Raw genomic sequence first — 14,678 nt, 5'->3', positions numbered from 1 at the left:
CCTACGTTTTACACAAATAAGAGCAATGATTCAAAAGTATCACCTGCAACGAGCGGCTTTTGTGCTCCTGGCAACGGCGGCCCTGGCATCCTGTAAGTCCAAGCACCCGACCAGTGTGCAGCCCGGTAAAAAGAGTACGGCGACGGGAATTGCTTATAACCAGAAAGAAGGTTTCCAGGTAAAGAAATTTGCGGGACAGAAAGCAGGTCCAAACCTTGTTTTTATCGAGGGAGGCCGTTTCACGATGGGCGCGCTTGAAGAGGATGTGATGAATAGCCGGGATAACCGGGAGCGCACTGTTTCGATTCAGTCGTTCTACATGGACGAAACTGAGATGGCGAACGTTCACTATCTTGAATATTTGAACGCTATTTCTCGTGATTCATCCGAAGAGGTTGTTAAAGCGGCTCTGCCAGACACAACCGTTTGGGCGAATCCACTCTCGTTCAATGATTCTTACGTAACCCAATACCTTCGTTACCCTGCCTTCCGATATTATCCGGTTGTGGGTGTATCCTGGGTACAGGCTAGCGATTATGCCGTTTGGCGGTCCAATGCCGTTAACAACGAATTAGCTAAAGGTGGTGCGCCAAAAGCAAAAAGTGGTGGCTTCTCTTTAAAACGTAAATCTAAAGCCCCTGCTGAACCGGCTTTAGCTGAAGCAACAGCGTCAACAGCTCCCGCCAAACCAAGTCTGGAAAGTGGGCTAGTTCTTCCTGATTACCGTCTACCAACGGAGGCCGAATGGGAATACGCTGCTAAAGCGCTCATAGGCACGCAGTACATGGACGAGAACCAAATCAATCAGCGAATATACCCGTGGGATGGTTCTTCGGTTCGTAATCCTAAGAAAGGTCGCAAACAAGGCCAAATGCTGGCAAACTTCAAGCGTGGCCGGGGTGACTACGCCGGTATTGCCGGTCGTTCGAACGATGGTGCTATTATCACAGCTGAAATTTATGCGTATCCAGCCAACGATTTCGGTCTTTACAATATGGCCGGTAACGTGAACGAGTGGGTGTATGACGTTTATCGTCCATTGTCTTATCAGGACGTTAATGACCTAAACCCAATTCGTCGGAATGGTTATTTGGATGACTCCAAAAATTATGACACAAAGAATAAGCAGTCACTGATTGATGACAAGCTTCGTGTGTACAAAGGAGGTTCTTGGAATGATGTTGCTTACTGGTTATCGCCAGGTACACGCCGGTTCCTGGATCAGGATTCGGCTACGGCAATGATCGGTTTCCGATGCGCCATGATTGGTGTAGGAAGGAACAAATAAGCTGTTCAACCCTTATTTAAAGCGGGCAACCTAAAAAGGTTGTCCGCTTTTGTATTATACTGGTATACAGCGACTTGACTTATCGGTTGACTGCGGCTAACGTTAAAATACCAACTGAATTACAACCAAATTTCAGTAATTCAGCGGTACAGGCTTCAAGAGTAGCTCCTGTGGTTAAGACATCATCAACAAGAACAATGTTTTTACCTTTCACCTTACTAGAATTCTGAACTGAAAAAACGGTTTTAACATTTTCCCAACGCTCCATTCTATTTTTTCGAGTCTGTGAATTCTTAATCTTTAGACAGATTAAAACATCTTCCGCTACAGGTATGTTAAGGGCTTCAGAGAGTCCTCTTGCAATCCAATCTGCCTGATTGTAACCACGTTGCCGAAGACGGCTCTTGTGCAAAGGAACGCCAATAAACATGTCTATTTCCGTTAGTAGAGTACTCTCAGTAGCTAATTGATACCCATACCAGTTTCCTAGTTCTTTAGCAGCTTCTTTTTGTCCCTTGTACTTGATAGTATGAATTAGTTTCTGGACAATTCCACCTTTTTTAAAATAGACAAACGACGCTAAAAACCGTACAGGCACTTTTCCGGCAAACTTATTGAGGAGATTTTCATCATACGGCTCCTTGTGTTGATTTGTTTCGGGAAGGTTGATCCGGCATTTTGTACATAATACCCTTTCATTGAAACCCAAAGATTTAGCGCAACCAACACATAGGGTGGGATAGAGTAGATCGACAAAATCGCCTATAAGCAGATAAATTCTTTGAACGATGGTGCGCATTCGTTTGATAAGATAAAACGTTGTAATTTAGGAAGAAGAATAAATTTTATGCTTTCAGAAACTGAAAATAGTCTCGATAAACGGTGGGAAGAATTATTGAATCAGTTACAGGCTCTCGTTGGAAAACGTCCCGCCGATCTTAACGCTGTTCTGTTCTTAATTGGTGTGCAGGAATTGGGCACAGGTCCAAAACGTTTTTCGAAAGAAGCCAAACAAGACTTAATGCATATTGCCGTTTGCCGGGTGCTTAGCACAGAAGGCTATTATGTGTTCGAAGGCCACGATAAAGACGGATGGCCCCAATGGACACTGGCAAAGCCAATTCCTCATGGGGATTTGTTAGCTCAGGAGATTTTTTTAAAACAACACGTTATTCAGTACTTCGATACTCTATTAGTTTAACTGCTCAATCTGAATTTTATGCAAGCTTCATCTGCTTATACCACGCTGCTTCAGCGAATTGATGAGTATAAAAAACGTTATTTTCAGAATCAGTTAGTGAAGGGTAGCTTATTTTTCGTAGCCCTGCTGTGTACTGGTTACTTGTTTATTAACACGGCTGAGTTTATTGGCCGCTTCAACTCAGTAGGGCGGGGCGCTTTGTTTTTTGGTTTTTTACTCAGCGTTTTGGTGGGACTTTACCTCTTGGTTCTTCGTCCCTTATTTAATTTATACGGGCTGAATAAGCCACTTTCAAATGATGAAGCAGCTCGTCAAATCGGTATGTTTTTTCCAGAAGTAGGGGATAAGCTGCTGAACACGCTTCAATTACAGCGCATCTCAAACGATCAAAGTGATTTATTGCAGGCTAGCTTAAACCAGCGGTCGCAGCAACTATTAATTAACCGTTTTGCAAATGCTATTCAGATTAGTCGGAACCGGCAATTTTTAAAATATGCTATTCCTCCGTTGGCAATTATCTTGTTGATTCTGATTCTAAACCCAGCCTTTTTTGCCAAGTCATCGACGCGGCTGGTCAATTACAATAAAGAGTTTGTAGAAGAAGCTCCGTTTCAATTCGTTGTTCAGAACAAAGAGCTTAAAGCATTTAGAAACGAAGATTTCCCACTTTCGGTCAAACTGGTGGGCGATGTATTACCCCAGTCCGTTTACGTTGTTGCAAACGGAACCCGCTTTAAACTCGAACAATCGGGAAATCAGTTTACCTACAATTTTGATAATCTTCAGCGAGATCTCGACTTTCGTCTGGAGGCCTCTGACTACAACTCGCCGGAGTATAAAGTGGCCTTAATTGACCGGCCAGCCGTCCTTTCGTTCAATGTTAAGCTTGATTATCCCGCTTATTTAAATAAGCCATCTGAGCAGCTTTCAAACGTTGGTAACCTGCTTGTTCCACAAGGAACTGTTGTCAATTGGGAGTTTGCAGCTGATCATACTGATTCCTTATTATTCAGGTTTAACACAGAAGCTAAGCCCACTGCTGCTCGACTGGTTGATGACAATACCTTCATTTTGAATCGACGTTTGATGCAAAATGCTGCTTATACGGTGTCGTTAAAAAATGGGCAGGTTGCGTCTCCGTCTACAATACAGTATAATGTCCAGGTAATTCCAGATCGTTATCCGCAGATTTCAGTCGATCGAATTCAGGACACTGTAACTTATAATTACATAGCACTTTCCGGGCTAATATCCGATGATTACGGCTTCTCGAAACTAAAGCTGAATTACAAGATTAACCGCAATGGAAAATCATCACAAACGTATGTAAAAGACATCCCGGTCAATAGGTCAACCACCTCGCAAAATTTTGTCTATAACTGGTCGCTCGATAGTCTAAAGCTTGGACAGGAAGACCGTTTGGAATACTTTGTACAGGTTTGGGACAATGATGGTGTTAATGGAGCGAAGTCCAGCCGATCAAATCAGCTCAACTTTATTATTCCGTCTAATGCCGAAATCCAGAAGCAGGTTGATAAATCAGCCGAGAAAACGGAGCAGCAGATTGACAACGCACTAAGCAAAACGCAAGAGATAAAGAAAGAGCTTCAAACGATGGAAGACCGGATGCGGACGAAGAAATCATCCGATTTCCAGGACAAGAAGCAACTTCAGGAGATACTGCAGAAGCGAGAAGAGCTGATGAAAGAGGTTCAGAAGCTACAGGAGCAGATGCAGAAAACGAATGATACACAACAACGTTTTGCTGAAAAAAATCAGGCACTACAGGATAAAATGGAGCAGCTTCAAAAGCTGTTTAAAGACTTGCTAGATCCCGAATCGAAACAGTTGTATGAGCAACTCAAACAACTTCTCGAACGTAAACAGGATGAGAAAGCTTCGGACATGCTGGATCGATTGACTCGAAAAGAGAAGAATCTGGAACGCGATTTAGACCGGGCGCTCAAGCTTTTCAAGCAGATGCAACTTGAGCAAAAAGTAAATAACGTTGCTGAAAATTTGGAAAAACAGGCGGAGCAACTGGAAAAGCAAGCACAAGAAAGTGAGAAGAAGAATGAGACCACCCAAGAGCAGCAGAAACAACAGGAGAAGTCTCAAGAAGACTTTAAAAATACAAAAGAGCAAATAAAGGAGCTTGAGAAAGAAGCTGAAAAGGATGATCTCAATAAGCCTGAATCTACCGAAAAGGAACAGCAGGAAATTGAGAAAGAAATGGAAGATGCGGCCAAAGATATGAAGAGCAACCAGGGAAAACAGGCCTCTTCAAAACAGAAAAAGTCAGCAAAGGCTATGAAACAGATGAGTAAAGCCATGAAAGAATCTATGCAATCGTCAGAAATGGAAGAGATGCAGGAAAACATGGATGATCTCAGAAATATCCTCGATAACCTTATCACTCTGTCTTTTGGCCAGGAACGGGTCATGAAAGATTTCCGTGGTATGAGCCTTCAGGACCCACGCGTTACGAAGTTATCACAAGAACAATTGAAGCTTCAGGATGATGCTAAAATCATTGAAGATAGCCTGAATGCACTTGCTAGTCGGGTAGTACAGATTCAGTCGTTCGTGACTCGGGAACTTACCAATATGAAGTTCTACATGGATGAAAGTGTTCAACAGCTAAAAGATCGTCGGTTAAGCATGGCTTCGTCTAAACAGCAGTTCGCCATGACTTCGATCAATAACCTAGCGCTCATGCTTAGCGATGTACTGAAAAACATGCAGCAACAAATGAACGCCATGTCAATGCCCGGTAAAGGAAAAGGTGGTAAAAAAGGTGATAACCCCAGTGGCATGGGCGAAATGCAGAAGCAGTTAAATGCCAAGATGCAGCAGATGCAGAAAGGAGGAAAGACGGGTAGGGGACTTTCAGAAGAACTTTCGCAAATGGCCGCCGAGCAGGCAATGATTCGCAGCATGCTCAAAAAGCTTGAGGAAAATGCAAAAGGGACGGAAGCGGGTAAACAACAGGAAAAACAGGTGAAAGAACTGATGGAAAAGATGGATGAAGCCGAAACTGACTTAGTTAATAAAAGGGTGAATCCGAATACAATCAATCGGCAGAATGAGATATTAACTCGTTTACTCGAATCAGAAAAAGCGTTGAAGCAACAGGAAGAAGATCCAAAGCGGCAGGCAGAAGCCGCAAAGACAACGAAGAAAAGTACCCCATCTTTCTTTGATTCAACAAACTTTCAACAAAAAACAAAGCAAGTTGAAGTTCTTCGCTCTGTTACACCGAATTATAATCTTTTCTACAAAAAAGAAGCAAATCAGTATTTACAGAAGGTAAGTAAGTAAAATCTCACTTTTTTTTTAAGACCGCCGACTTTGCACTAAGGTCGGCGGTTTTTTGTTGCGCTTGTATCAATCAACTATCACGTTTTACCTTTTCAACAACTTTTAACAATTTTGTGAAAAGTTTCCACGTGAAACATTTTTCAAAAAACACAGAAATGTATTCTTCATACGATGTCATTGTAGTAGGGGCGGGTCATGCTGGTTGCGAAGCGGCAAATGCTGCAGCAACCATGGGTTCCAAGGTTTTACTGATTACAATGAATATGCAAACCATTGCGCAGATGTCTTGTAACCCTGCCATGGGAGGAGTTGCAAAGGGTCAAATTGTACGGGAAGTGGACGCACTTGGCGGGCTTTCGGGAATAATAAGCGATAAAAGCATGATTCAATTTAGAATGCTAAATCGCTCAAAAGGCCCAGCTATGTGGAGTCCACGTTGCCAAAGCGACCGGAATGTATTTGCCTGGGAGTGGCGGAAAGCATTGGAAGAAAACCTGAATGTAGATTTCTGGCAGGACACAGTTAATGAAGTTATTGTTAAAGATGGCCGTGTAAAGGGAGTTAAAACAAGTCTGGGCGTTGAATTCAATGCCAAAGCAGTTGTATTGACGAACGGTACATTTCTAAATGGCCAGATGTTTATTGGCGAGAAAGTATTTGGTGGAGGCAGAACGGCAGAACGTTCGGCAACTGGATTAACTGAGCAGTTGGTTCAACTAGGCTTTGAAGCAGGCCGGATGAAAACCGGAACTCCACCCCGAGTCGACGGAAGAAGCCTCAACTACGGGTTAATGGAAGAACAGTTGGGCGATGAAAACCCTAGTAAGTTTTCCTACACAAATACGCCAGCTCTAACCAAGCAGCGCAGTTGCTGGATAACCTACACCAACCAGGCAGTACACGATGAACTAAAAACTGGCTTCGATAAATCCCCCATGTTTACGGGTCGGATCAAAGGGCTTGGGCCACGGTATTGTCCATCGGTGGAAGACAAAATCAATCGGTTTGCCGACAAAGACCGACATCAAATCTTCGTAGAACCAGAAGGCTGGGATACTGTAGAGGTGTATGTGAATGGCTTTTCTACATCGTTGCCAGAAACAGTCCAATACAATGCCCTCCGCAAAATTCAGGGGTTTGAAAACGTACGGATGTTTCGACCAGGCTACGCGGTTGAGTATGATTTCTTTCCACCAACCCAGTTGAAGCCAACACTTGAAACCCAATTAGTACATAATCTCTTTTTTGCCGGGCAGATAAACGGGACAACCGGTTATGAGGAAGCCGCCTGTCAGGGACTAATGGCCGGTATTAATGCACACAGAAATAGCAACGAAGAAGCTGAGTTTACAATCAAGCGTTCGGAAGGATACATCGGCGTATTAATTGATGATTTGATTACAAAAGGGACAGAAGAGCCCTATCGTATGTTCACGTCCCGGGCAGAATACCGGACCTTACTAAGACAGGATAATGCGGACCTTCGCCTTACCGAAAAAGGATATGCTATCGGATTAGCTTCGCAGGAACGCTACGATACAATGGTGGCAAAGCGGGAAGGAATCGCTCAGTTAACTGAAGCCATTCGGATCACTAAAGTAAAACCTGAAGAGATAAACAGTTTTCTGGAATCTAAGGGAAGTGCACCACTACGGGAAAAGGGGAGTTTATACACCCTATTAAAACGTCCAGAAATTGACCAAGCTGACGTAAAAAGCATCCTCAGCAATCTGCCGGATATGCCGAGTGGGGTAGGGGAGGAGACGATTGAGCAAACGGTCATCGAAATTAAATACGAAGACTACCTAAACCGAGAGAAGCAAAATGCCGATAAACTCGATAAATGGGAAAACCTTTCCATTAACCCCACATTCGATTATGACCGGCTGAAAGCACTTTCCTACGAAGGTAAAGAAAAGCTTAAACGTCTACGGCCATCAACCATCGGGCAGGCTTCTCGAATTAGTGGGGTTAGTCCGTCAGATGTTTCTATTCTATTGGTCTATATGGGCCGCTAAAAATTTTAGGGTGTCAGCTTAATCTGAAAAGTTGACACCCTTATTGTATTCACTCAATTCTACTAACTGCTTTGGAAACCGTAACACATTGCCCAGTCTGTGACAACAGCACATTTAGCCCTTATTTAGTTTGTGAAGACTACCTGGTTAGCAATCAAAAATTTGAAATACAGCAGTGTCAGCAATGCGGGTTTCGATTGACAAATCCACGGCCAGATGGAAATTCGATTGGCGCTTATTATAAGTCTGACCAGTATGTTTCCCACAACGATAAGGGTGGCGGTCTAATCAACACGGCTTATCGGACAGTCAGAAATTATACCTTACAGTCGAAGTTAAATCTGATCAACGAGCTTACTGGAAAACCCGGAAGAATAGTAGACGTGGGTTGTGGAACAGGTGCTTTTCTGGAAAGTTGTCAGAAGGGTGGTTGGGCGATAACGGGTATGGAACCAGATCCAGACGCCCGCGCCATGGCTAAAGAAAAACTACAGGCAGAAGTAAAACCTGACTTAGAAGCACTAGCAGGAGCTGAACCCTTCGATATTGTCTCACTATGGCATGTGCTCGAACATATTCCAAATCTGAGCGAATCTATACAGCAACTCCGTAATTTATTAACAGAGCAGGGCACCTTATTAATAGCCGTACCAAATTCAGATTCATACGATGCTCAGCTCTTTAAAGAGTACTGGGCTGCTTATGATGTACCTCGCCACTTACATCATTTCACTCCCTTAACAATAGAGCCTCTCTTTAACAAACACGGTTTTAAATTGGTTAAGCAACTACCTATGGTATTCGATGCTTTTTACATTGCCATGTTAAGCACCCGCTATCAAAACGGAAAGACCGATTATCTGAAAAGCGTACAGGTCGGATTATCATCAAACGTAAAGGCTAGAAGTACAGGTAATTCCTCCAGCCTAATCTATCTCTTTAAGCAGGCATAATTATTGCGTTACCAGATGTGTATCGGGGTGAATTCTGACAAATCGGGGAAAGGTCAATTCTAAATTAAAAAAATTAAACTTTTGTGTGAATAACCGTGTGAATAACTCATACCGATACGTGGATAATGTGTTCACAAGGCCTACAGTAGATGTGGAAGAAGCTATAAGTAATCCACAACCGTGAAAGAAAGATGAGTACTTGTGGAGAAACTACAACATATACCAGTTAGCTCCACAAATTTTCCCCAGTTAAAGTTGTGCATTAAGTTTATACACAAATCCACAAGATCTCAACACACAAATTGTGGATAAAATGTTATTTACTTAACAACTAACCATTTGGAGGTGGATAATTGAAGTTAAGTAAGTGGATATCTTGTTCTTCTTATCCACATTGAGTATATTGATTGGTGGACAACTTATTTATACACATTTCCACATGACTAATAGTTGAAACAACGTTCTTTTTAAAAAGCCTTTTTATAAAATGTTAATAAGGTCAAAAGTCATTATTGCACTACTGTGGGTGTTGTCTGCTGGACTAGCCTGCGCACAAGTTGGGCCCGCATCGAGCGGAGCGACGCTGGCCGAAGAATATTATAAAGCCGGCGAATTTGAAAAAGCCGCGAATGAATACGCCAAGTTGTTAAAGACGGAGGTGACCTGGTCCAGGCTTTCCAGGTATGTGTATAGCTTACAAAAAATAAACAAAGCAGAGGATGCCGTCAAGTATCTGCGTAAGCAACAGCGAGGTGATGAGGCCAACAAATCATACTATGAGCTATTGAGTGGACAGCTGGCCAGCCAACAGGGCGACACGACCCAGGCTAAAACCCAGTTCACAGCCGCAGTACAATCGAGTAAGTCGTCCATAGCCAAGCTCGAAAAGCTGGCGGCTGCCTTCAGCGAAGCAGGAGAGAGCCGCTGGGCGATCCGAGCGCTGGAGACGGCCCGTGAAGTCAGCAAAGACCAGACGGCCTACAGTGAAGAATTAATGACGTTGTATCGATCGACTGGTCAAACCGAAAAAGCCATCGACGAAATTATTCTGACGGGTAAGCAACCGGAAAAGAAAGAAACCGTTTTGGCCGCTTTACAAGGGTTTATCAACACCAAAGATGAACCCCTTGTGGAAAAAGCTCTATATTCTAAAATTCAGCAGGAGCCAAACGAATTATCCTACAATGAGCTTTTGATCTGGTATTTTGTCCAAAAACAAAAATTCAGCCGTGCACTCCTCCAGGAGAAAGCAACGGATAAGCGGCTAAAGTTAAACGGGAGCCGGGTATACGATCTGGGTATGCTGGCGATGAACAACAAAGAATACAAAACAGCGGCTGAGTCATTTGACTATGTGTGCACAACATATCCACAGGGACAGCTATATCCTTTTGCCCGGCGGTTAGTGATCAACGCCAGGGAGGAGCAGGTTAAAAATACATATCCTGTTGATAAACTAGAGATAAGAAAATTAATCAATGATTACCAAAAAATGCTTCAGGAAATTGGTACAAACCTGAAAACCCTTGAAGCATTACGGAGTACCGCAAACCTGTATGGGAACTACCTGGATAGCAAGGACACCGCGCTTACTGTTTTAGACTTGGCCATCGACCTGGGTAAAACTGATAAGAACTTTGTAGACCGATGCAAACTGGATAAAGGAGATATTTACCTCTTAAAGGGAGAGCCCTGGGAATCGACATTACTTTACTCACAGGTGGAGAAGTCACAAAAAGAAGAATTGCTTGGCTACGAAGCGAAACTGAAAAATGCCAAACTACAGTATTACCGGGGTAATATGGCTGTGGCGAAAGATCTGCTAGACGTGCTCAAGCTGGCAACCTCTCGCGAAATTGCCAACGATGCCGAGCAGTTAAGTTTGCTAATTGTGGATAACACAGGGATGGATAGTACAGAGGCTGCCATGCGTCATTATGCAGATATTGACCTGATGTTATTTCAGAATAAAACAGATGAAGCCGTGCAGGAACTGAACAAAATGTTGAAAACTTACCCTGAACATAGTCTGGTCGATGAGATACTGTGGCTGCGGGCAAATACCTACATGAAGCAAGGAAAATATGCAGAGGCACTTGATGACTTAAAAAAAATAGTCGCTTCTTATCCGAAAGATATTCTGGGTGATGATGCACAATTCACGCAGGGCAAAATCTATGAAGAGCGTTTAAAAGATAAACAGGCAGCCATGGAGGCCTACCAGAAAGTATTAACTCAGTATCCAGGGAGCATTTATGGCGCTGAGGCTCGCAAACGCTTTAGAGCGTTACGTGGAGATACATTAAATTAATAGTAACATAGTTATCCACAAAAAAAGGCTTATTCACGTGAATAGGCCTTTTTTTGTGGATAACTATGTTAAACTGTTTGTAGAAAGGATTCTTTGAAAGCGTCATAAGTAGCCGGTATCTGTATGCTCATTTTGGTACGACGCGACAAGACCGAAAGCCGCTCAGGAACATCAACAGGTATGTTAAGAACTTCTTCAACAAGTGGCTTGAACTTCGATGGATGTGCTGTGGCCAGAGCAACACCGGTAAAATCCTGATTTGAAGAATTCAAATAGTTCTCTAAACCCATGATACCAATAGCTGTATGTGGGCAAGACACATAATTATAATCTTGGTAAATGCGTTTCATTCCCGACCGGGTTTCATCGTCATCGAAGAAATAACCAGACATGTTCGCTTTAAACTGGTCATAGTTATCGTCGTATAAGTGCGCTAGCCGAACAAAATTACTTGGGCTTCCTACGTCCATCGCATTTGAAATGGTAGCAATAGACGCTTTAGGAACGTAATCACCTGTCTTAAGGTAGTTGGGGACAACGTGATTGAGATTAGTAGCAGCAACAAAGTGGGCAACCGGCAACCCCATTTTCTGCACAAGCGCACCAGCACTTAAGTTGCCGAAATTCCCACTAGGTGTGGAGAAAACAACCGGCTTGCCGTGGGACTGCACTTGCCCGAAAGCACTTACATAATAAAAGCCTTGAGGAATCAGACGGAAGATGTTGATTGAGTTAGCCGACGATAGGGAAAGATGGGCGTTTAACTCAGCATCAACAAAAGCCTGTTTTACAATAGCCTGACAATCGTCGAAAGAACCATCGACTTCAAAGGCCTGGATATTTCCACCAAGCGTTGTCAGTTGCTTTTCCTGTAATTCACTAACCCGACCACTGGGGTAGAGGATAGAAACCCGAACGCCCGGCACATTATGGAAGCCCATCGCGACAGCACCACCGGTGTCACCTGATGTTGCAACCAGAATATTCACTTCTTTATCCGTTTCCTTCGAGAAGTACGACATCAGGCCGGCCATGTAGCGAGCACCAACGTCTTTAAAGGCAAGTGAAGGGCCATGAAACAATTCCAGAACACTAACCTTACCAGATTCCAATTCGACAACTGGCGTTGAAAATGGAAACGCATGATGTGTCAGTTCTTCCAGATCAACCTTACTGATTTCATCACCAAACAATGCCTGACTAATGGCAAATCCTATGTCGGCTAGTGATTGATTGGCAATAGCTGCAAAAAAGTCAGCGCCGAGATAAGGTAAGGGAGTTGGCATGTAAAGCCCCTTATCGGCAGGCATACTTTGGAAGAGAGCCTGCTTAGTTGAAACAGTTACAGACGGGCTATTGGTGCTGTAAAAACGCATAGACAATGTGAAAAATAAAGATACAAAGTACGGCAAATCAAGGCAATGAATCGAAAAATGGGCATAAAATGTGGAAAACTATTGTGGATTAGTGGATAAGTAAGGCAATCCGTAAATTTGTAAAAAATAAAACACTTCATTATGTCATTTGGAACATTCAATGTGCCAACACCGGTAAACGAACCGGTAAAAGAATACCGCCCGGGTTCTCCAGAGCGGGAAGCACTTAAAAAAGCATTAGCAGAATTCCGATCGCAGGAAACGGATATTCCAATGTATATAGGTGGGGAAGAAGTAAGGACAGATCGAAAACTTCGAGTTGCCCCTCCCCATGATCACCAGCACACTCTCGGCTATTTCTATGAAGGAGAGGCCGAACACGTTCAAAACGCAATCAATGCGGCCTTAGAAGCTAAAAAAGCCTGGGCCGATTTAAGCTGGGAACATAGAGCCGGTATTTTCCTGAAAGCAGCCGAATTGATAGCCGGGCCATATCGGGCCAGAATCAATGCTGCCACCATGTTAGGGCAATCGAAAAACGCGTACCAGGCCGAAATTGATTCAGCTTGTGAATTGATCGACTTCCTGCGGTTCAACGTGCATTATGCAACGGATATATATAGACAACAACCAGGTTCAGCGCCGGGGGTCTGGAATCGCCTGGAATACCGTCCGCTCGAAGGGTTCGTCTTTGCCTTAACGCCATTCAATTTCACAGCTATCGCCGGAAACCTACCGACGTCAGCAGCCCTAATGGGCAATACTGTCGTTTGGAAACCTGCATACACGCAGGTGTTATCGGCTAAGGTAATCATGGAAGTTCTGATCGAAGCAGGGTTACCGGCTGGAGTGATCAACTTGATTTACGTAGATGGGCCGGTAGCAGGTGATGTCATCTTCAACCACCCTGATTTTGCGGGTATCCACTTTACTGGAAGCACAGGTGTGTTTCAACAGATCTGGGGAACAATTGGCGCAAACATTCATAGGTACAAGACCTACCCTCGCATAGTGGGTGAAACCGGTGGGAAAGACTTCGTGATGGTTCATGAATCGGCGGATGCTGATGAAGTGGCCACAGGTTTAGTACGTGGTGCTTTCGAATACCAGGGACAAAAGTGTTCAGCGGCTTCACGGGCCTACATACCAACTACCCTATGGCCAGCCGTTGAAGCGAAGATGAAGCAGTTCCTGAGTAGTATTAAAATGGGCGTAACGGAAGATTTCTCCAACTTCGTTAACGCGGTTATTGATGAAAGGGCTTTTGAAAAAATTACGGCTTACATAGAAGAGGCAAAACAAACGGATAATGTAAGAATAGTAGCGGGAGGGAATTTCGATGGAAGTATAGGCTACTTTATAGAACCAACCGTGTTGCAGGTAGAAGACCCGGCTTACCGGACTATGTGTGAAGAAATTTTTGGCCCCTTGCTATCTATATATGTTTATGAACCCTCAGAGTTTGACAATGTCTTACAAATTGTCAACACAACTTCGCCTTATGCGCTGACGGGATCAATATTTTCGAAGGACAGATATGTAATCGAACAGGCCGCAAAAGTCCTTCAAAATGCTGCGGGTAACTTTTATATCAACGATAAACCAACGGGAGCTGTAGTAGGGCAACAGCCATTTGGTGGCGCACGGGCATCGGGTACAAACGATAAAGCCGGGTCGGCGTTGAACCTATATCGTTGGGTATCAGCCCGTACCATTAAGGAGACGTTTTCTCCTCCCAAGACTTATGAATATCCTTTTTTGCAGGTCGAATAAATTTTTAGAAAAAGTTTTGAACAATGCTTGCGTAAAGGATTTTAAACACCTAATTTTGCACTCCCAAACGACGAAAGATCAGGCAGATTAATAATCTAAATGCTTTTAAGTCAATTAGTTACAATTGGGATTTGAAAAAATTGACAAAAAATATTTTCAATTTTTACTTGACAAGTAAGAAAGAGTGTTGTACCTTTGCACTCCCAAATATAAGGAAGACCAACAACGGTTGGTCTTGCAATCACACTGAAGAGTGTGAGACAGTTCTTTGACATGTTGACATCAATAGGTTAGTACTATTTAAGGCTATAAACATCGTCCCGCTTTCGGGTGGGACAAACATATTTACGATGGAGAGTTTGATCCTGGCTCAGGATGAACGCTAGCGGCAGGCCTAATACATGCAAGTCGAACGGTAGATTCCTTCGGGATTCTAT

Annotated in this window: 9 protein-coding genes and 1 rRNA gene; 8 read left to right on the top strand and 2 right to left on the bottom strand. The window is 43.5% G+C overall.

What is annotated here, in order from left to right:
• Window positions 1-25: 25 nt before the first annotated feature.
• Window positions 26-1,288, top strand: coding sequence for an SUMF1/EgtB/PvdO family nonheme iron enzyme (locus tag CRO74_RS25045; RefSeq protein WP_097130010.1), 1,263 nt, complete (start codon window positions 26-28; stop codon window positions 1,286-1,288).
• Window positions 1,289-1,367: 79 nt separating this feature from the next.
• Here CRO74_RS25045 and CRO74_RS25040 read toward each other — a convergent pair whose 3' ends face one another.
• On the bottom strand, window positions 1,368-2,087 hold the full coding sequence (locus CRO74_RS25040; protein ID WP_097130008.1) for a ComF family protein: 720 nt from the start codon (window positions 2,085-2,087) through the stop codon (window positions 1,368-1,370).
• 48 nt (window positions 2,088-2,135) lie between these two features.
• Here CRO74_RS25040 and CRO74_RS25035 point away from each other — a divergent pair, with 48 nt between their 5' ends.
• The 5 genes from CRO74_RS25035 to CRO74_RS25015 all read left to right on the top strand — a co-directional run bounded on the left by CRO74_RS25035 (window position 2,136) and on the right by CRO74_RS25015 (window position 11,092).
• On the top strand, window positions 2,136-2,489 hold the full coding sequence (locus tag CRO74_RS25035; RefSeq protein WP_097130007.1) for a hypothetical protein: 354 nt from the start codon (window positions 2,136-2,138) through the stop codon (window positions 2,487-2,489).
• Between the two features lie 18 nt (window positions 2,490-2,507).
• The gene (locus CRO74_RS25030; RefSeq protein ID WP_097130005.1) at window positions 2,508-5,810 is read left to right on the top strand and encodes a DUF4175 family protein; all 3,303 of its coding nucleotides are present in this window, start codon (window positions 2,508-2,510) and stop codon (window positions 5,808-5,810) included.
• A 155-nt stretch (window positions 5,811-5,965) separates the two neighbouring features.
• Window positions 5,966-7,828 carry a tRNA uridine-5-carboxymethylaminomethyl(34) synthesis enzyme MnmG gene (gene mnmG / locus CRO74_RS25025; protein WP_097130003.1) on the top strand — a complete coding sequence of 621 codons (1,863 nt, stop codon included), beginning with the start codon at window positions 5,966-5,968 and terminating at the stop codon, window positions 7,826-7,828.
• A 71-nt stretch (window positions 7,829-7,899) separates the two neighbouring features.
• The gene (locus CRO74_RS25020) at window positions 7,900-8,781 is read left to right on the top strand and encodes a class I SAM-dependent methyltransferase (protein ID WP_097130002.1); all 882 of its coding nucleotides are present in this window, start codon (window positions 7,900-7,902) and stop codon (window positions 8,779-8,781) included.
• Between the two features lie 487 nt (window positions 8,782-9,268).
• Entirely contained in the window at window positions 9,269-11,092 is a 1,824-nt protein-coding gene (locus CRO74_RS25015; protein ID WP_097130000.1) for a tetratricopeptide repeat protein, read from the top strand.
• Window positions 11,093-11,160: 68 nt separating this feature from the next.
• Here CRO74_RS25015 and thrC read toward each other — a convergent pair whose 3' ends face one another.
• Window positions 11,161-12,468 (bottom strand): threonine synthase, encoded by a 1,308-nt coding sequence (gene thrC, locus CRO74_RS25010; RefSeq protein WP_097129998.1) that lies wholly within the window; start codon window positions 12,466-12,468, stop codon window positions 11,161-11,163.
• 141 nt (window positions 12,469-12,609) lie between these two features.
• Here thrC and pruA point away from each other — a divergent pair, with 141 nt between their 5' ends.
• Both pruA and CRO74_RS25000 read left to right on the top strand, forming a co-directional pair.
• The gene (gene pruA / locus CRO74_RS25005) at window positions 12,610-14,241 is read left to right on the top strand and encodes an L-glutamate gamma-semialdehyde dehydrogenase (protein ID WP_097129996.1); all 1,632 of its coding nucleotides are present in this window, start codon (window positions 12,610-12,612) and stop codon (window positions 14,239-14,241) included.
• Window positions 14,242-14,588: 347 nt separating this feature from the next.
• Window positions 14,589-14,678, top strand: a 16S ribosomal RNA gene (locus tag CRO74_RS25000); the annotation flags it as partial.

Origin of the sequence: Spirosoma fluviale, assembly GCF_900230225.1 — a bacterium.
In the GTDB taxonomy this organism is placed as follows: Bacteria; Bacteroidota; Bacteroidia; order Cytophagales; family Spirosomataceae; genus Spirosoma; species Spirosoma fluviale.
Note: the sequence above shows the minus strand (reverse complement) of the source record. Positions and strands in the feature narration are given on the sequence as shown.

What these genes read in the sequence shown, in the direction of transcription:
- CRO74_RS25045 (WP_097130010.1), top strand. Translation starts at nt 26, where the DNA reads ATGATTCAAAAGTATCACCTGCAACGAGCGGCTTTTGTGCTCCTGGCA.
- CRO74_RS25040 (WP_097130008.1), bottom strand. Translation starts at nt 2,087, where the DNA reads ATGCGCACCATCGTTCAAAGAATTTATCTGCTTATAGGCGATTTTGTC.
- CRO74_RS25035 (WP_097130007.1), top strand. Translation starts at nt 2,136, where the DNA reads ATGCTTTCAGAAACTGAAAATAGTCTCGATAAACGGTGGGAAGAATTA.
- CRO74_RS25030 (WP_097130005.1), top strand. Translation starts at nt 2,508, where the DNA reads ATGCAAGCTTCATCTGCTTATACCACGCTGCTTCAGCGAATTGATGAG.
- mnmG (WP_097130003.1), top strand. Translation starts at nt 5,966, where the DNA reads ATGTATTCTTCATACGATGTCATTGTAGTAGGGGCGGGTCATGCTGGT.
- CRO74_RS25015 (WP_097130000.1), top strand. Translation starts at nt 9,269, where the DNA reads ATGTTAATAAGGTCAAAAGTCATTATTGCACTACTGTGGGTGTTGTCT.
- thrC (WP_097129998.1), bottom strand. Translation starts at nt 12,468, where the DNA reads ATGCGTTTTTACAGCACCAATAGCCCGTCTGTAACTGTTTCAACTAAG.
- pruA (WP_097129996.1), top strand. Translation starts at nt 12,610, where the DNA reads ATGTCATTTGGAACATTCAATGTGCCAACACCGGTAAACGAACCGGTA.